15 protein-coding genes are annotated in these 19985 nt (G+C 47.7%); 1 reads left to right on the forward strand and 14 read right to left on the reverse strand.

The annotated features are described in order from the left end of the window. Positions 1-7 precede the first annotated feature (7 nt). Positions 8-841 carry a serine/threonine protein kinase gene (locus tag ACE3MZ_RS23600; RefSeq protein ID WP_411344512.1) on the reverse strand — a complete coding sequence of 278 codons (834 nt, stop codon included), beginning with the start codon at positions 839-841 and terminating at the stop codon, positions 8-10. A gap of 331 nt (positions 842-1172) precedes the next feature. Between ACE3MZ_RS23600 and ACE3MZ_RS23605 the strand changes: the two genes are divergently transcribed. Next, positions 1173-2147, forward strand: a complete 975-nt coding sequence (locus ACE3MZ_RS23605; RefSeq protein ID WP_411344513.1) for a YndJ family transporter — start codon at positions 1173-1175, stop codon at positions 2145-2147. A gap of 145 nt (positions 2148-2292) precedes the next feature. Here the strand turns inward: ACE3MZ_RS23605 and ACE3MZ_RS23610 are convergent, their stop codons facing one another. From ACE3MZ_RS23610 to yycF, 13 genes are all read right to left on the reverse strand, one after another. After that, positions 2293-3792 carry an aldehyde dehydrogenase family protein gene (locus tag ACE3MZ_RS23610; RefSeq protein ID WP_411344514.1) on the reverse strand — a complete coding sequence of 500 codons (1500 nt, stop codon included), beginning with the start codon at positions 3790-3792 and terminating at the stop codon, positions 2293-2295. Positions 3793-3819: 27 nt separating this feature from the next. Beyond that, positions 3820-4905 carry a 5-methyltetrahydropteroyltriglutamate--homocysteine S-methyltransferase gene (locus ACE3MZ_RS23615; RefSeq protein WP_411344515.1) on the reverse strand — a complete coding sequence of 362 codons (1086 nt, stop codon included), beginning with the start codon at positions 4903-4905 and terminating at the stop codon, positions 3820-3822. A 430-nt stretch (positions 4906-5335) separates the two neighbouring features. Next, entirely contained in the window at positions 5336-6895 is a 1560-nt protein-coding gene (locus ACE3MZ_RS23620) for an SAM-dependent methyltransferase (RefSeq protein ID WP_411344516.1), read from the reverse strand. A gap of 478 nt (positions 6896-7373) precedes the next feature. After that, complete coding sequence (locus ACE3MZ_RS23625; RefSeq protein WP_411344517.1) at positions 7374-7727, reverse strand: DUF3291 domain-containing protein; 354 nt, start codon at positions 7725-7727, stop codon at positions 7374-7376. 580 nt (positions 7728-8307) lie between these two features. Further along, positions 8308-8787, reverse strand: coding sequence for a 23S rRNA (pseudouridine(1915)-N(3))-methyltransferase RlmH (gene rlmH / locus ACE3MZ_RS23630; RefSeq protein WP_411344518.1), 480 nt, complete (start codon positions 8785-8787; stop codon positions 8308-8310). Positions 8788-9826: 1039 nt separating this feature from the next. Beyond that, positions 9827-11992 carry an acyltransferase family protein gene (locus ACE3MZ_RS23635; RefSeq protein WP_411344519.1) on the reverse strand — a complete coding sequence of 722 codons (2166 nt, stop codon included), beginning with the start codon at positions 11990-11992 and terminating at the stop codon, positions 9827-9829. A gap of 519 nt (positions 11993-12511) precedes the next feature. Next, positions 12512-12679 carry a CxxH/CxxC protein gene (locus tag ACE3MZ_RS23640; RefSeq protein WP_411346899.1) on the reverse strand — a complete coding sequence of 56 codons (168 nt, stop codon included), beginning with the start codon at positions 12677-12679 and terminating at the stop codon, positions 12512-12514. A 185-nt stretch (positions 12680-12864) separates the two neighbouring features. Then, positions 12865-14139: a S1C family serine protease gene (locus ACE3MZ_RS23645; RefSeq protein ID WP_411344520.1), complete on the reverse strand. Its 1275-nt coding sequence runs from the start codon at positions 14137-14139 to the stop codon at positions 12865-12867. A gap of 66 nt (positions 14140-14205) precedes the next feature. Continuing rightward, positions 14206-15063, reverse strand: a complete 858-nt coding sequence (locus ACE3MZ_RS23650) for an MBL fold metallo-hydrolase (RefSeq protein ID WP_411344521.1) — start codon at positions 15061-15063, stop codon at positions 14206-14208. A 5-nt stretch (positions 15064-15068) separates the two neighbouring features. Next, a complete protein-coding gene (gene yycI / locus ACE3MZ_RS23655) occupies positions 15069-15815 on the reverse strand; it encodes a two-component system regulatory protein YycI (RefSeq protein WP_411344522.1) in 747 nt (248 codons plus the stop codon). Between the two features lie 227 nt (positions 15816-16042). Continuing rightward, a complete protein-coding gene (locus ACE3MZ_RS23660) occupies positions 16043-17380 on the reverse strand; it encodes a YycH family regulatory protein (RefSeq protein ID WP_411344523.1) in 1338 nt (445 codons plus the stop codon). Then, positions 17377-19227, reverse strand: coding sequence for a cell wall metabolism sensor histidine kinase WalK (gene walK, locus ACE3MZ_RS23665; protein ID WP_411344524.1), 1851 nt, complete (start codon positions 19225-19227; stop codon positions 17377-17379). Before walK ends, ACE3MZ_RS23660 begins: the two co-directional genes overlap by 4 nt. Position 19228: 1 nt before the next feature. Beyond that, positions 19229-19963 carry a response regulator YycF gene (yycF, locus tag ACE3MZ_RS23670; protein WP_411344525.1) on the reverse strand — a complete coding sequence of 245 codons (735 nt, stop codon included), beginning with the start codon at positions 19961-19963 and terminating at the stop codon, positions 19229-19231. Between the last annotated feature and the right edge of the window lie 22 nt (positions 19964-19985).

Genomic DNA, 19985 nt, shown 5'->3' on the forward strand with positions numbered 1-19985 from the left:
GATCGAATCAAGATGTAGCTGTCGTGATCGCTTTATTCCATGCATCAAAGTATTCGCCAATTGATAGATACCGATCCTCTTTCCTTACACTAACCGCTTTCAAAGCGATCTGGAATAGCTGTTCATTCGCTTGCCACGTATCCAAACGCCTCTCTGTTCCACCACCAAATAGCTGAAAGGCTGTGGCGCCCATCAGGAATACATTGGATCGCCCATCAATCTCTGCTCCCAGTTGAAATTCCTCAGGAGACATATAGCGACTGGATCCCCACATCCGTCCAACCGTGTTGATCACTGGGGATTGGGCATAAAATTCGATATCACAAATTCTCGTTTCTCCTGAAGCAAAGTCATACATAATACAACCATCGTAGAAATCGATAGCAATATATCCTTTTTTGTTAACATGTGTATGGAATAGCAAGATCTCATTGTATATATCGAATTTCTGTTCCAACGGCAATGCCAAAAATTCCTCAAAATGATCATATTGTCTACCCATGCACTCTCCATCAAACCACTCAAACACCGTCACATAGCCATCTCTGACCTCCTTATGTTCGATCATGTTAATCAGAGTCGGGTGACTCAGATCTTGATAAACTAACGCAGTGGATTGCAGTCGAGTAATCGCGATGTCTGTACTGATACTGCTCAACACAGTTGCTGCACCTGCTACTTTGATAAACAGCTTCCCGTGATCATTTACGACACCAAAACAGATATATCCTGAATCTTGCCGATCAAATACGGTAAACACCTTGCCATACTGAGATAAAAAGCGAAAATCAAATTCCTCTTTCAATTCAAATGTAATTCCATCGATCATTGTCGTTGTCATATTGTGCGACCTCCCTATCTCTTCTAGTCTCGCATTCTGAAAATGGATAAAATCAATGGTGATGACTTCACCAGAACGTCTCATCTTCACCTTTTCCTGAGAAGCTTACTTCATCCAATAAAATACGATACTAATGTTTATTTAAAATATGCCTACTCTATGTATTCATTTAATATCATTATATCTTCAAACATACTGTACGGCTCAATACAGCAGATAAATCAGCAAACAACTATGTTAGACTACTAAAAGAGCATTCTCAATCTAGTATACAGCTCAATAAACAGATATAAGCAGATATAACACTAAATATAGTTAGAAAGGAGCCGCCATGTCTCGTTTCCAATCACAACAGATGACATCTTTATTCGCACCTATAATCCCAGGCACCATCTTAATCATCCTCGTATTCTCTCTTGATTACTTTGCATTGGAACTCGTCGAAAAGTTTCTGCTATATGCGGCTTTTGTGATTGTTCCTCTAGTCATTTTAGTATTGAAATACGAAGAGAAGACTGCCATTCAACAAACGATTTATACTGCGATAAAGTGGTTTCAACTCCCCGCAGCGCTTCTCGCTCTAGCATCTGTCATGAGCAGTAACGTCTGGGGATTCGCAGATACAACGATACCGAGCTTGCTCTCTCTAGGCTGGCTATTGCTCACATGGCTACTTTGTATGTATGGCGTCTCTACTATAGCGATATATAAAGGTAAAATAGCAGAAATTGCGATTGGTGCAGGGCTGATCTACTTTTTCATCGGAGGATTTTGGTTCACTTTATACCAGTATCAATTCACTCTCTTCCAAGCAAATCCTGACACATATGCACTCAATTCCGTCCATTTTCACTTCTCCTCTGCAATCGTTCCGATTTTTATTGGGATGCTGGGGCGGATTATGGTGAAGAAGAGCTGGTATCCATGGGTCGTTGCCATCGATATTATCGGACCGATTCTGATCGCGATTGGGATGATGTTCTCTAAGCCTATTGAGTACATCGGTGTCACGTTGTTCGCTTGTAATATTGTGGTGTACACGACATATTTGCTTATGTATTTGAAACGAAATCGAAATACGTTGTACAAACAGGCACGTTTCTTTTTGATTCTTTCTTGTCTGGCATTCTACACTATTATCTTGATTTCGCTATTCTATCCGCTGCTAAAAAACAAGTTTGACCTCACAATTCTTGATTTCATCCCCATGTATGGAGCACTGCATGCATTTGGCTTTGTGTTGTGCGGATTGATTGGTTGGGTTCTCATGGTACGTTCTGTGAAGAACAATCGTACACTTCTATAAGCACTGACTCATCTAGCAGAAAAGCGCCCTGTCTGCCGATTCTCAAGAATCAGGAAACAAGGCGCTGTATTCAAGCCTACACTTATATCAATCAAAAGCAGTATTTCCTTACAAAAGCATTCCTTCCAAAGACCTTCTATACCGTTTACTCAGGAATATACGGAAGATCCAGCATCTTCGGCACATTGATCACATGCTGCTCCGTATACGTGCGAATGCCTTCTACACCATACTCACGACCAATCCCAGATTGCTTGAAGCCGCCAAACGGGAAGCGAACGTCCAGCCCTTGAACCGCAGCCGTATTGATCATCGTCGTTCCAGCCTCAAGCTGACGCGCAACGGATATCGCATCCTCTTCTTTGCCCCACACCGAGCTGGTCAATCCGTAGATACTTTCATTGTGGAGACGAATCACCTGCTCTACATCATCGAATTGCAGAATCGGAACCGTCGGACCGAATTGCTCCTCCACTACGATTGGATCATGCACATCACAATCCAGAACCAGCGTCGGTTGCAGATAGTACCCCTCGTCAAACCGCTTCTGATCCAAAATACGACCAAGCGGGATCACCTTCGCTCCGCGCTGCTTCGCATCTTCTACCAGACTCAGCACGTACTCTCTCTGCTTCAGATTATTGACCGGACCGACTGTTGTATCTGGATCAAACGGATCACCGATGCGAATCCAACGGTTCGCCGCCTCGATATATTTTTCTACAAACTGGTCGTAGATCGAACGGTGTACATACACTCGTTTGGCGATCATGCAGATCTGACCGGTCGTCAGGAAATTCGAAATCACAATCCGGCGCATCGCACGCTCGTCCTCAACGTCAAAGCTACCCAGGAAAATCGCTGCATCATTGCCACCCAGCTCAAGCGTCATATCTTTGATCGTGTCCGAAGCTGCTTTGATAATATGCTTGGCTGTCTCGGTTCCGCCTGTAAAAGCGATCTTCGCCACATGCGGATTCGTAGTCAATTCCACGCCCACATCCGCTGCTCCATGAACGACATTAATGACGCCCGCCGGAAACTCGCTTGCAATAATATCAGCCACCTTCGCTGCTGCCAGCGGCGCATATGGACTTGGTTTCAGTACAATTGTATTACCCGCCAGCAAGGCAGGAGCGATCTTGATCGTAGACAAAGCAATCGGATAATTCCACGGACTGATCGCTGCCACTACGCCGATCGGGTCATACGACAGAATCGTTTTGCCGTGATCATGCTCTTGCACCTGTTCTTGCAGAGCCGCTTCCGCTTCATTACAAACAAACTCCATCCACATCAACGAAACATAGATTTCGCCGTGCGCATCATATAGCGGCTTGCCGTGCTCTCTGGACAGCAAATGCACGATTTCATTCTCAGCTGCTCGGATCTTGTCAATCGCTTGGCGCATGCTCGTCACGCGCTCTTGAATATCGGTTTTTTTCCAAGTTTGAAAAGCTGCTGCTGCCGCTTCGATGGCCTGAGCGGCTTGTTCCTTCGTCGTAACAGGGAAATAGCCCACGATCTCGGTCGGATTCGCTGGATTCTCTTTGGCTAATTGGGAAACAGACGTTACGTTCTGTCCATTGATCAACGCTTCAACGGTAATGGCGTTTACAGCATCCTGATCTGCTTGTATTGTCATTGTATAACCCCTTACGTTTGAAATGGATTACGCCCACACTTCGTCTGCAATTTCCTTCACGTAACGCAGCTTCCGCCATTGTTGGTCTTCTGTTAAAATATTGCCCTCTTCCGTAGATGAGAATCCACATTGCGGGCTCAAGCAAAGCTGCTCCAGAGGCACATACGTAGCTGCTTCGGCAATTCGGGCTTTGATTTGTTCTTTATTTTCCAATTCGCCAGTTTTGGATGTGAGCAGACCGAGTACGATCTTCAGATCTTTGCGATTCACATGTTTTAACGAATCAAAGCTGCCGGAGCGCTCGTCGTCAAACTCCAAAAACAATCCGTCTACATCCAAGCCGCCGAAGATCACTTCAGACGCATAATCATAGCCGCCTGTCGAGAAATAATTCGATTTGTAGTTACCGCGGCAAATGTGCATTGTCACTACCAAATCCGCCGGTTTATGAGCCAACGATTCGTTAATCATACGCTGCATCGTTTTCAACTCTTCTGCGGGTTCCAACCCTTTGGCACGTATCTTATCATGACCTGCGTCCGAGAAGAGGTCTGCCCAAGCAGTATCGTCCAGTTGCAGGTAGCGACAGCCCGCGTCATAGAAGGTTTGAATCGCTTTTTGATACGCTGCGATGGTGTCTTGCAGGAACGCCTCGCGATCTGTATACACATTAGCACCATTTTCCAAGCGATATAGAAGCATATTCGGACTCGGAATCGTCTGCTTCGCTACAGCGTCACCTGCATGCTGTTTGACGAATTTGAAATCCTCTACGAACGGGTGCGTCGAGAAATCCACTTTGCCGACTACGCGAATGCCGCCTTTGCGTGTTTGCATATTATGAAATTGCGGTCCTTCAATTTGCTCATACAGCTCTACGCCGTCCAGACCGCCCAAGAAATCAAAATGCCACCAGCTTCTGCGTAACTCACCATCTGTCACGCCGATCACACCGTTTTCCTTCTGCTTTTCGATGATGCGGATAATCTCTTGATCTTCCACAGCTCTTAATTCTTCATGAGTGATGCTACCTGTTTTATATTGTTGACGCGCCTGACTCAAGTTGCCAGGACGTAAAAAGCTACCTACATGGTCGTGTCGAAAGGGAATCATATCACTTGCTCCTTCTGCCTTTTTCTTCTAATGAGTATAACATGAGCGAAGTGGAGTCCTGTCATACAAAAAAGGCATGTCTAGTCATATGCTGGGGCTATAGCCAGCAGGGTAGAAGTGGCGATCGTTCATACACGCCGAAAAAAGCATCGCTTTCCTTATATTGTATAGGGAAGCTGTACATCATTATTTTCGAAGCACAGTCCCTTTATATATAGTTACCAAAGCGATTCTCACCGATCGTTCTTCTTTTTCTTCAGATAGCTTTCTTCCTGTTCTTCAGATAGCTGGTTATGCTCTTTGGTCGATAGGATGCTACATCTCTTTCGTGTTTTCTTGTTAGATACGACTTAGCATAAAGTGCAATGTAACTTCCAAAGAAAATAACAAAAAGAAAAAGGCACCTGCGTGGGTGCCTTTTATTCCATGCTTATGAATTGCTCTCAAATTGGCTCATCAACGCCAATGCTTCTTCATGATCCGGCTCAACCTCTAATAATTTCCTTACATACATCCACGCATCATCTTCGATCTCCAATTCAAAACAGCACAGCGCCAGACAATAATACACCGTCGATATGATCTCGTCCTGATCTTCCTGTACCGAGATTTCCAAGAAACGTTTGGATTGTTCATACATCCCCATTTCAAACAAAATCAGTCCAACATCCAGCGCCAGATCGTAACGCTGCTCCATAATGTAGTACGACGACCACATCTTCTGAATCCCCATCCACAGATCCTCATATTCATCGTCCGCTGCGTCCGGCAACAGATGCGAGATTTGCTTCAAACTCTGGATGAAAAACTCCGCATCATATCCGCCCAATCGCCAAAAGCTCAACAACTCCTGCATCCCCATACTCTTGATATGGCGATCGACCCAGACCTTAATATTGAAAAAGTCATCTGGACCAAACCGTTCAATACAGCGACGGTACGACAATCTTGAATGCACATAGTCCATTGGTGCGTCCACATGGAAGATGCAGCCGACATTGATATTTTTATAATGATGCGGTGGAAATAATGCCAATGCACCCTTTTGCTCAAAGAAATATTGAATCGCATGATAATTCGCCGTCAACGAAAAGCTACCACCATGCAAGATCAACTCCGGCGGTTCCGCGAACCTCCATTGCTCCAGTAGATGATCTCCTTTGTCAGCCGAGATCAAGACAAATCCTGACTGCGATAAACGATTCAATCGCTCCAAACACGTCAATCCAGCAGCAGGGAACAAAATATGCGAGTCCTCCAGCTGCTCCCGGTAGAGCGCAATCACATCGCGATAAGGATATGTGGGTTGCTCGTATTCAGACGCGCGTCGATGCTCGTAACGTAGCTGTATGTTCTTCAACGAGCCTGACGGTTTTGCCGACTCCGAATGTTGCAGACCTTGCACATGCACATCGGTTTCATAAATGTTGCCACCGCCTACATACAGTAGCTCTTGCGGAATGCTGTCAAAGAAATAGTTTGCGATAATAACTAGCGGTTGCTGCAATTCCTTTTCACGAATCGTAGTGCCAGATACAACAAGATGCAGCTCCGTATCCTGAACCGCATCGTATTGCGCAAAGTCCAACAATCCTTCGGCAATAAAAGCTTGCAAAGCGGGATGTTGCTGCCATGCCAATACATTGTTCATTGCCAAGTCCGTCATCACATAGCGGAAGGAAGGCAATGCAATGCTTGCATATTCACGAAGCTGGCATAACTCGTGCAATACGTGATAAGCAAATCGCCCTGCTCCTGCTCCTAGCTCTACGATAATGATAGGCTCAGATTCTCCCTTGTTCGCTCGATCTTGAAGAAACCCAAATAATACTTCCGCATAGGTGGCAGCGATCATCGGGTTGCTCGTAATGTATTGAGGAACCTGATTGTTTTTCCAAGCCTTCGTTCCTTGTTCTTCATAATATTGACGCTGAATATCCCAGATCGGCGCCTCACTGAATCGGTAACGCTGTTCTATGTTGCTTGTCATGTAGAAGACCCTGCTTTCTAAAGTTCATTCGATTTCATGTTACACGTGTAGAGGAATCATTACTGTTCAAACAGTAATTGCTTATATATGATGCCACATAGCGAAGACTGGCGACCCAGCTACACGATCGTCATTTCTCTATCATCTTCTATTAGTATAAAGCACCTTATCTAATGATACGATGGATGAATGGAATATAGTGTACGCAAATGATATGACATACTATCGTCTAATTAGACGATAGTGGCATTATAAAGGAGTTATCGCTATATGATACATTCATTTCTAATATTGGGTCAGTCCACGAGGGGAGGTCGTGGATGCTTGCATGAAGTCGATCTTACGTATAATGAAAAATAAACATGCTGTGTAATGGACAGTGGCGTAGCCGGCAATCAAAAATGCGAGAATGAACACAAGTGCCCGAATCCTTTTACTTGCCATATGAATCCTCCTCCGTTGGCTGTAGGGAAACCATTCACCACTTGTGCTGGTCTAGTGTTCCGCTGTACTTTTGCTGTAAACGGATCTTGGCTTCCTCCCAGCTTGGAATCGTATCCCCATCCCAATGGACAGCATGAAATTCATCTCCTATTCGACGTGCGACCTTCATTGTCTTGGCATGATTGCCGTGATTGCGGTATTCCAGCATGCGATCCTTGTTCTCCCATACCGACATCGTCCAGCCCACTCTCCAACCGTCATGTGCGAGATCGGAATGTAGCAATCCGGCAGCCGTATTCAGTTGCTTGGTTGACCGAACCATATGGTAAATAAAAAGCGGCAGCACCCATATGCTCTTCACTCGCATCCGTGTCACTGAAATCAACAATACAATCGCCCCTTCCCCGAAGCCTTCATGTTCGGTTTGCAACGTAATCGGACGTGATCGGCATCCAGCAGTTAGCGAATGCCCGCTCCTCCTATGTAGCCTGTCGCTCCTGTAACTAACCTATACACGCATTCTCAAAAAGCCTCTTTCCTATCGGTAGGATGTGTACTCTAAGTATAGAGGATGGAACGCCGTCGTGTTTGCCTTTTCCGTCGGAGTCTTTGCCCAATTCAGCAGATTGCGTCGCTTCATAAAGAAATATCCGCGAAGCTCTATGCCCGCGGAAATGGAAGATACATTTGAATTTGTGTTTATCTTATATTAGTATTTGCGGTTCACTTCGACTGCCTATGGTTCTGAAGTAACCCTGTGATATATCTAGTTGAGGACACCCCAAAAATTGACTGTAGTCTGGATTCGCAGCTATATTGGGAATCGCTCCCATAGCCCACAAACTGGCTCGCCGAGCATGTCTTACATTCGCAATCTGTGTGTGAATCCTCAAGGTTCGCCTTCCTTAAGATGCGGTTCACAGTAAGCATAAACTAGCATACCGTCGGGCGTCTATTCGACTATGTGCTTACTTATGATACGGTTCCCCTCGATTAATCTTCACCGCCCGATACACCTGCTCCACCAGCACCAATCGCATCAACTGATGCGGCAACGTCATCCGACCAAAACAAAGCCGCTGCTGCGCTCGCTTCAATACCTCATCCCCGATTCCATGACTCCCACCGATCACAAACACCAAATGGCTACTCCCATACGTCCCCAGCCGATCAATCTCCGCCGCCATCTCCTCCGAACTCCACAGCTTCCCGTCCAGCGTCAATGCCACCACATGCGCATCCGGCTTGATCTGCGCCAGAATCCGCTCTCCTTCTTTGTCCTTCACAATCTTCACCTCAGCATCACTGAGCGTATCCGGTGCCTTCTCATCATTCACTTCCGTCATCTGAAACTTAATATACGGCGTCAACCGCTTACTATACTCCGCAATCCCCTGCACCAAATACTTCTCTTTCAACTTCCCTACGCCAATAATCTGAATATGCATACCCTACCCCTTTTCAAAGTCCAATCATTCTGCAACTCTCACGACCAACAATCACTACCCCACTATATCGCGATTCCCACAACCCTGTCTGCATTTTTCGTGTATGTAACTGAACTCAATCTCTCAACCATATACGCCACAACTCATATGTAACCCCAACAAACGTTCAACATATCCCAACCCAACACATGAGAATTCTTCAACGAACTGTACTTCAATCAGCTACCAACTTTCAAATCTTTATAATGCTCACTTCACTCCACATTTTCTTTAAGCAAATTTTTTTTGAATAAATCAATACATCTCTATACTTAACTATGTATAAACAACAAATAGATAATAAGAATAAAAACACAAATGACTAAGGTTCGGAGAACAAAAAAACTACAAATATAGAAAACCAACAATATTTGACCAACATTCCACTCTATACACTAATCTTCCTTATAATCTATATACCGCACAAACTATATACCTACTACACATAATTATCTTATAAAGATACTCATCTCAGTATGAAAAACTCCAATCAAATTCTCATCAACAAAAATCATCTAGGCACTATACACCAATATATTACTCAATATAAAATATCTGCCCACGTGCTCCACCACATGCCCCAATACGCTGGAACAGCGTACTCTCCCCACCCTCCTCCCCGTGGTTTGGTGAGTCTTCCACCGCCGTATAATCCCCATTCATTAATTATGGATGCAACACGCACGGAACGGAGGAAAGGAAATAAGGGAAAAGCGCGACTTTGGAGGGGCGGGAATCTACAATTTATTCCTAGTCCGTAGATTCCCGCGGCTCCACCGGAGTGCGTTCCCTTATTCCTTTCCGCAGTGCTGTCCGCACCCCCACCGAACTCTCTCAAGGAGCCTCACCAAACCACCCCCCACAAAATTGAAAACTCCCTCCACACCAACCATCCGGTCAGCACAAAGGGAGCACTTGCCACGCTATATCGCATTCACTACTATTATCGTCATTCCAACTTCAATATTTAATACATTATTGGAATATTGTGTAAAATAAATTATTTCCCTTTCACTGCCTGTGCCACAATCGTCGCAAATACTTTTGCACCCGCTGGATTCACATGCACACCATCCGTAGCAAAGAAGCTGTTCTGCCCCTTACTAGCCGAGTACCAGTCAACAACCGTAATACGCGGATCTTCCGCCGCTACCGCGTTGATCGTATCATTCACGATACTTTCCCATGACCGCGGTACACGCGTATTCACCATCACGATCTTCTTCGCACTTCCCAGCTCGCTCAGCAGATCTTCCAGCTGCTCACGGGTAAAGGAACCGTTCGTACCGAGTTCCAAAATCACGGTGGAACCGAGGTGACCGCCGCTACGCAGTTGCTGTACCACTCCCGGGGCTTCGGTCATCTGACGACCGACGCGACCGTCGATGGTGATGCCGGGCATCGTTTGGGTCATATAGTGCGCCACGTCCAGCATGACAGAGTCGCCGATGGCGGTGACGTTGTTGCCGGAGGTGATTTTATCCAGCGTTTTCTTGGTTGCAGCGGCTGGTAGAGACGTGTTGGAAGAATCTTGTTTCTCGCTGTCGCCACTGCTGCTGTCTGTAGAGTCGCTGGATGAACCGTTTGATTGGGAATCCTGATCATTGGTTCTGCCGGATGACGGTTTGTCGGTTCCGGTGGACGATGAATCTGTATTGTGATCCGCAGAAGAATCACTATTTTCTGTAGAATCTGCATTAGCGTCTGTGCTTGCATCGGTAGATGCAGGATCGGTTGCATCCTTGTCCTTGTTATCCGACGACGTGCCGCTTTGGTCGGACTCGCTGGATGGTTTGTCGTCCGATTTGCTATTGTCATTTTCCGTACTGCCACTTGCTGCATCCGTATCTTTGTCCTTGGACGAGTGGGATACGTTCGTTGGTGTCGTCTGGCTTGATCCAGTAATGAAGACGCTCTGCGGTTGCTGTGCTTCTGCGGTTTCTTCTGCCGTCGTAGTCGACGATAACAGATGGCCGAGTACAGCAGCAGATAGGATGAAGATACCTGCCGCAGAGCCACCGATGATCCAGCCGCGCGAATTGCGCCAGTTGGAACTGCCGATACGTCCGAAGGAATAACGGAATCCTTTACGGCGAATCGGTTCTTCCACATACCGATAGGACAGCTCAGCAAGCGCGATGCTAACAGCGACTTGGATAATTGCTTTGATCACCGATGGTTCGCCAGTGTCGACTTGTGGTGTACTGAGAGTGATCACCGGAAAGTGCCACAGATACAGTCCATATGAACGCTGTCCGAGCCAGCGCAATGGTTTGCAGCCGACGAGTACGGCAAGGCGACTTGCCGGATGTGCCAGTACGGCGATTAGAATAGCGGTGATGATAGAGATGAGTACAAGTCCGCCTCGATACAGGAACGGCTCGTATTCATTTGTATGCCAGATCGACCACAGCAGGACAATCAGAGCAGCCAAGCCGACGGCATCCAGCAATCCTTGTGCAGGTGCAGATACATTCGCTTTGAGCTTGATGCTTGGCCACACGACTGCTAGCGATGCGCCGATCAGCAGTGCGAAGATGCGCGTATCTGTACCGTAATATACACGGCTTGGATCGGTTCCGGGTACATACAGCACTGCCATTAGCAGCGCCGAGATGAACGCCAGACTCATGATCCAGCCAGACAGATTGGCACGCTTCGGCAGAAATTTCAGTCCCAGCATTAGCACAAACGGCCATAGCAGATAGAACTGCTCCTCCACCGCCAGCGACCAGAGGTGACCGAGCGGCGAAGCCGGACCGAAGCTTTCGAAATACGATACTTTATGAAAAATAAACCACCAGTTGCTCACATACAACAGAGCTGCCGGAATATCTCCGTGCAAGGACGCCAATCTGGCATGATCCCCGATCAGACACCACAGTCCAACGACCAGGATCATGACGTACATGGCGGGCAGCAGACGCCGCGCCCGTCGTTTCCAAAAATCGACCAGATCAATGCGGCGATTGCGCTCCCACTGACTGACGAGAATGTCCGTGATCAGATAACCGGACAGTACAAAAAAGATCCCTACACCGAGCAACCCGCCCGGTGCCCAGTCCGTATTCAGGTGATACAAAATAACCGCCAACACCGCGAATGCGCGCAGACCATCCAGTCCAGGCATATAGCGGTGTTGCTGGAGCGGCTTAGACGACATCATATGTCCACCGCCCTCTATGTATGTTAAAGCCTTCTTGCAAGGCATCTATTTGTTCCAACCGTCGATTCGCATTCTGCATGTCTGTACGTAACGTCCGTATCTTGATGTCGTTCATATTCAATTATCCTTTCCAGAGGTCATTATTCATCCCGTGCTGCTTGTTTCCTTGCTCGCAGGAACCGACATGACCCATTATATCCAAGTATGCTGCTGTAATCGTCTCAAACCAGTTAAAATTAATTTACAGCAAAGTCGTAAATTGTCCGCACATTCCAAATAAGCGCAAAACTGGATGTATCTGGCGCTAGACACAGGAAAACAAGGACCCTATCCAACCGGTCCCTGCTCCTTCTGTTCATGATCTGTACGCGCTACTGTAAGAATGTCTGGCTAGTTATCATAGTATATCGCATTCATATTCATCGGCTATTGTATACCTACTCAAACAGGCAGTAGCCGGTATCCTTTTATAGCTCCGTGGTCAGGCAGATTCATGAGCAATCCGGACCGGCAGGGTAGTCAGACAACGAGAAATTCGCCGTGCTGCTCACAATAGATACATTTCGCAGGTGGATCCCAATCGGAAAATTCCGTTTCCTTCAGATCCACTACATCCGGTGCATCTTCGTATTCATCTACAAAATCTTCAAGCGCTTTTTCCACATGTTCTTTGCATACTACATACATTAGCATTCCAACTGTCCCTCTTTCCGTGCACGTTACAATTCCGTTACCGTCACTTCAACATTTGATATATACGTTCATCGTTTCCTCTATTACCGTGCTGTTCACCATTACACGGTTTGTGTATGATTCAATCGCCGGAGCAAAGATTTCATTCGACGATGTTCTGTTCATGATTGAGTATTTCTTTAATCGCGATCCGGAGTTTCCTGAAGCTTGGCTGTCACGGAATCCTTTTTCCCATCGCGGTAATACGTTATTTTGATATCGTCACCGATTTTCTTTTGATTGTATAAATATTTACGCAGATCGAGGGTGGATGTAATCTTCTGCTTGTCCAGCTGTACGATCACATCGTCCACTTTGAGACCGGCTTCCTGAGCGGGGCCGCTCACTTCCATCGCGATTGCGCCTTGAGTGACGTCGTCCGGCAGCTTAGGCTTCGGCGTGTCATTTTCCTCTTCTTCATCATACGAGCGGTAGGCATACTGACTATCCAGATCCATGCTGTACACGCCGAGGTATGGACGATTGATCTTGCCGTCAGCCATTAGCTGCTTGGCGTAGTCCATCACTTCGTTGATCGGAATCGCAAAACCCAGTCCTTCTACACCCGTATCGGAGATCTTCATCGTATTGATGCCGATCAATTCGCCGCGCAGATTCACAAGTGCGCCGCCGCTATTGCCTTCATTGATCGCTGCATCCGTCTGAATCACGTTCTGCTCCCAGTCGTAATTCCCATCCTGATTCAGCGATACTGGGATTAGCCGATTATCGTAGCTCACAATCCCTGATGTCATCGTACCATTAAACCCTAGTGGATTGCCAATCGCCATCACCGTTTCGCCCAATTGCAGCTGATCCGAGTCGCCAATCGCGGCGATCGTGTCGATATCCTTGCTATCGACGGACAGAACAGCGATGTCACTAATAAAGTCCGCCCCGACGACATTTGCCTTCAACATCGTGCCGTCAGTCAATACGGCATCGACTTCATCTGCACCGGAGATAACATGATTGTTGGTGACGATGTATGCCTTGCCGCCATCTTTGCGGAAAATGACACCCGAACCGAGCGCGGACTCATCCAGCGCGGTCATATCCTGCTCTTCCAGACCTTCCTGATAGTTCACAATGCTGACGACCGCAGGACGTACTTTGTCAGCAACCTGAATGAGCTGCTCGTATGGACTGCCTGCCGTCTGCTGCACGGGTATGGCTGTACTTGCTGTCGCCGCACCGGAATAGTTGCTGTGATACCACAACAAGCCACCCATAACCGCAAGTACGGTAACTGCGCTTGTGACTGCACTGACTAGTACCACCTTCAGCATGGACGCTTGTGTACGTTTCCGTCCCGCCGGTGAGCGAAGCGATGGGTATGATTTACGCGAAGAGGAGACGCCGCGTTTGGAGCTACGGACTTTGGTTGAATAGAAATCATCATCAAATAACGCCATGCTCATCGCTCCTCTATTGTGCCTGATCTACTGTTGCAGCGTTCCTGCTGTCGCTTCCGGCTTCCGTCATGGTCTGGATGGGATTACCTGCACTGAATCTTCCGCCTGGCGAATGTCGCTCAGCGCATCCCACGGAGTCGGACGGTTATAATACGTTTCGCATAATTGAAATTCATGGTCTTTGTAAAAGCAGCCCCGGCTTTCCATCGCATCGCGTACGGTCAGCTTGGCAAGCTCCATCATATTGTGATCCAGACTAAGATGCGCGAGGTACGTACGCTTCATTTTCTGGCATAGCAGTTCACTTAATGCCGTTCCGGCTGCATCGTTGGATAAATGACCAACATCGCTGAGAATGCGGCGCTTCGTATTCCACGGGTAACGTCCCATACGCAGCATCTCGATATCGTGATTCGCTTCCAGCACTAGCACATCCGAGTTGGATATACTTTGCATCACCTTGTCGCTCACATAACCGAGATCGGTTGCGAGACTGAGCTTCTGCTCACCATCTTTGAACACATATCCGACTGGCTCTGCCGCATCATGCGAGATGCCGAACGATTCGATTCGTAGCGAGCCAAAGCTTAGAAAATCACCAGTCTGCATCACTTGCTTTTGCTCCGGGGTGATTTTGCCAACTGCCTTCTCAATCGCCATCCATGTTTTCTCATTGGCGTAGATGGGCAGTCCATATTTGCGCGCTACGGCGCCGAGTCCGCGTACATGATCGGAATGCTCATGCGTGACCAGAATGCCTTGCAGCTGGTCACCGCTGAATTCGCGCTCCTTCATCAGCTCGTCGATCCGCTTGGCACTCAGACCCGCATCGATCAGCAGGGCTGCATCTTTATTTCGAACGATGGTCGCATTGCCTGTCGAACCACTCGATAATACTGTAAATTGTATGCCTGTGCCTATCATATATCCTACTCCTCATTTTGTGACGACGGGGTAACGATCACTTCCCCGCTGATTCCCTGTACATAATAGAATGCGCCACTTTCCAGCGCAATCCGCCATACCGGCAGGGCGACCATACTATTATCACCGGTGCTCTGTCCGTAATAGCCCAGAGTAATATCCTTAACAACTGCCCCTTCCGGCAGATCATGTTCAATAACAGTTCCCAATGCGGTTGATGCCGACAGAATCTCCTGTCTCGGCTCATCCGCTTCATCCTGCTGCAACGTGAGTTGTGGAGCAAGGTAAGAATGAATCTTCTGATTACTATAATACAGCTCCAGATTCATATTAAACAGGGGTAAATCATTATTTATGAGCGGATGCATAGCAAAAACGCCTTCTTCTGCAATAAGCGCATCATACTGATATGTGGAAAATTGAGGGATTTCCGTCGATAGCTGCTCTTTTAATTCCTCTTCATTAAAAATCAATTGGCTATCCGCCGCCCGTTTGAGTGGAATCGGCTCACTGTTCATCGGTGTCGTATCGCGATACGGAATCGGACCTAGAATCGGCGTATCGCGCGGAATCTGCGCATTCACTTGAATATGCTTATCCTCCAACGCACGCTGAGCGTTCTCGCTGAGTGAGGCAATATCCAGATTGGACTGTGCCTGATCGCGAATATCCATCCAGAGCTGGTATCCCAATATGATGTTCAGCAGTAAAAAGGCACCGATCAGTACTGTTTTGGCACGTCCCCAGTCCATCTGTTCCTCCTGTCTGCCCGCCTGCACGTAGTATAGTGTGTAAGCGGGCAATTTCTCGCAGATTATAATACAACTTCATCTAGCATTGTATGTGAGACAACAATTGTACCTATACGTGTACATATGCAATCCATTGTATATTTTTGAATTTCTACTATCTATTGAATGAACGAATACGGAATGAACAAAACTAACAAGTAACTGCAATCCCATAATCATAATCACATTCACTTGCTATTCAGCAATTGGGTACTGCCATCTTGCAATTTCACCATCCATACCGGTGTTAATACGACCACGCCATTGCCCAGTGTCGGACGATATGCCGGCGATAGATCGACGACCTGCTTTCCTACTGGAATCTGGCTTTTTAGCAATTTCTCTAGCGCTTGTCCGCCAGGCAAAGTTTGCATAGATGCAGCGGTGGATTGCCCCGCAGTAGAATCGGTTTTAGTCGATAACGCTGTATCGCTACCGGATGAAGGGGTGGTCAAATACAGCATCGAGCGCTCATACGAGGATACCGTATTATGCTCCACTACCAGGCGCATATAACCAAATTTCACCTTATCCGTCTCCATGACCGGATACGAACGATAATACTGGCGGAAAATAAATCCTGCTTTGCTATCGCTACCGTTATTGATATTCAGCATATACGTACCCGGCCAACCGCCATGCTGATTGACAAAATCAACCGCAGACAGCACATTGTCCGAATTGTTGTTGCTGCCAGTAGTAGGTGCAGTCGGATCGGTATAGGTCATCCATTTTTGCAATGTATCTACTTGTAAACTGCGCTTGCTATCGGTATAGATTTCGATGCCGTTCTGTTCATTAATGTTGCGAATCGCACCCGGATCGAAAAACAGATTGCGCTGCATCTGCTCCGTTGTCAGACTGTCCAGCTTTAGCGTCACTGCCGGAATGCTCAGACTGCTCTGCGGGATGTAATAGCCACCAGTCGTATACTCATAGCCCATACTATTCTCGCCAAGCAGCACATTACGCGTAATCTGCTCGCTTTTCAGATCGAGATCGTTGGCTTCATACACTACATCACCACTCGCACTAAAAAAGAATGCCTTGGTCTGACGATCTTCCGATGAGTTATAGATCCAGATCCGGTTCACCGAATCGCCTTCAAACAGCGAATCTGGATTCAGCTTCATGCTGCGTTCCAGCAAACTGACCGGAATGCCACTGCCAAAGGTCAACTCGATCCCATCATCGCTACGCACCGTGTTCCAATCGATGCTCTGTACAGACAGACGGCGGAACTGCCCAAAGCTATTTTCACGTAGTCCATTATAAATCGTAGTATACGCATCTGACGACGGATAGAAGATCGTATGCCGGTCGCCAGTCATATGAATGATCATTTTATCAGGAAATAGCATATTTTCGATGCTGGAGTGTGGACCGATATCTTCCGCCTGCACATAGCCGGATTCGGAATTAACGACCGAATCCGCACCCGGCATTCGGTAAATGAGGAAGTAACTCTGCACCAGACTGATGATAATCAGAATAGCTAGCAAGGCGGACTTGATATTCTCCCTCATTCTTCCACTTCTCCTTCCTCATGCAGTGGTAGCAATACCGTTACTGTTGTGCCTTGTCCCAGCTCGGAATCAAGGGCAATGGAGCCGTTATGTGCACGCACTATTTCCTGGGCAATAGACAGACCAAGCCCGGTTCCACCCATATTGCGTGAACGCGCCTTATCTACCCGGTAAAAGCGTTCAAAGATCCGCGCCAGATCCTGCTGCGGAATCCCGATCCCAGTATCCTGAATAAAGATTGCTAACATGTCATCCTTGGTGCTGTACGCACCGAGCGTCACACTGCCGCCATCCATCGTATATTTGAGCGCATTGGACACGAGATTGTCCAGCACCTGATCGATCTGATCGCGGTCAATCCACACGCTGCCCACATTCGGCTGAATATCGATATCACAGCCGATCTGCTTTTGCTTCATTTGGACAAAGAAGCGGTCAGACGTATCTTCCAGCAGCTCCAATACACTTGTACGCTTTTTGCGCAAGGTCGCTTCGCTGGAATCAAGACGCGATAGATGCAGCAAATCGCTGACCAGTCGAATCATACGCTGGGTTTCATTTTGAATGACACCGATAAAACGCTCTGCCAGTGCGCGTTCATCCAGCGCACCGTCTTCCAACGCTTCGGTGTAGCTCTTAATCGTAGTCAGCGGTGTGCGCAGTTCATGCGAGACGTTGGCAACAAACTCGCGCCGCGCGCCTTCCAGCTTCTCCTGCTCGGTCACATCCTGCAAGACGGCGATCACACCAGCAACGCTATCTTTGCGACGATGCACGGTGCTAAATGTAACGCGTACGATGGAACTGCTGCTCTCGTCCGGCTCGCTCAGCGTCAGCATCATCTGACGCAGCGTACCTGCCTGCAATTTGCCACGCTCGGTTTCGGATAGAGGGAGCAGGTCAATGAATGCTTTGCCCGTCATATCCTGTTCGCTGGCAGATAACATCGCAGCAGCAACCCGGTTCACGAGAATGACACAGCCATGCTCGTCGGTAGCGATCACGCCGTCACTCATATTTTTCAAAATAGACGCCAGACGTTCTTTTTCCTCTTCATTCTGTGATAGCGCATCACGCAAACGTCCAGTCATATAATTGAACGCTTCGCTCAATTGACCGATCTCATCATTGCTGTACACGGTCATATGATGGTCAAATTCGCCTTCTGCCACCTGCTTCGCACGCCTCGTCATCTCCTTAATCGGCTGCGTAATCGTATGCGCTAGAATGACACCTAGAATCGCCGTCATCACCAGCGCGATCAAGATGCCGTACAGGAAAATGCCGTTGATCCGCTTCATCGTATCGTACAAATCCGCCATTGACGCGACGATATACACCGCCCCGACCGTACGATTGTCGCTAATGATTGGCTCGGCGACCACTCGCTTGCGCTCGCCCGTATCGTCGATAATGTATTCTTCATTGTTGTTAATGCCTTGGAGCGCGCGGCTAACGACAGTCTGTGTGTTGCGACGAGCTTCTACGCCAGACGTATTGTCCAGCGATGACGTGAGAATACGTCCACTCGCATCCAGCACCTGAATCTCCTGAATCTCGGTGCCGCTCATATTGTACAAATTGTCGACGATCTGCTTGAGATCATCGACCGAATTGGAAAAGGTATCGCCACTGCCAGACCATTTGTTCTCGATCAATACGGACAGCAGTTGTGCCCGCTGCTGCAAATCCTGTGTAAAATTGCTTGTCAGCGAGTTCTTCATCGCACTGACAAAATACACCCCGATCAATTGCATCGAGATTAGGATCAGCAGTACATAGATAATAATCAGCCGCGCCTGAATCGTGCGGCTGAAGCCCGGCAGCAGCCGCAGTCTGCGCTTCACGTTACATGCCTCCCGCTTTGGGACTGCGCATCATATAGCCAAGTCCGCGCCGCGTCAAAATATACTCCGGCTTGCTCGGATCGTCCTCGATCTTCTCACGCAGGCGTCGAATCGTCACATCGACCGTACGCACATCCCCAAAATATTCAAATCCCCATACTGCCTGTAGCAGATGCTCGCGGGTCATCACGCGACCTGCATTTTTTGCCATATAATACACTAGCTCATATTCACGATGGGTCAGGTCGAGCGGTTCCCCGTCCTTGTACACCATATACATATCCGTATCGATAAACAGGCCGAACAGACTCAGCCCATTTTTGTTCTCTTCTTCTTCCGGTACGCTGACCGCTGTGGCGGCAGGCGCTTTTTTCTGCTGACGCCGCATATGGGCTTTGACCCGGGCGAGCAGCTCACGCGTGCTGAACGGCTTGGTCACGTAATCGTCCGCGCCCAGCTCTAGACCAAGCACTTTGTCGATCTCGGCGTCCTTGGCAGTCAACATGATAATCGGCATATCCAGCCGCGTACGCACTTCGCGGCACACATCCATTCCGTCCTTGCCGGGTAGCATCAGATCGAGTAGGATCAGATCCGGCTCTTCTGCAAAGGCTTGCTCCACTCCACTGATGCCGTCAAAGGCGCATATGACTTCGTAGCCTTCTTTTTCGAGATTGAATTTTAGAATATCTGCAATCGGTTGTTCATCGTCAACGACCAGAATTTTTCCCTGCATGGCTGGATTCACCTCATAATGA

Source organism: Paenibacillus sp. WLX1005 (assembly GCF_046603685.1).
Classification (GTDB): Bacteria; Bacillota; Bacilli; order Paenibacillales; family Paenibacillaceae; genus Saccharibacillus.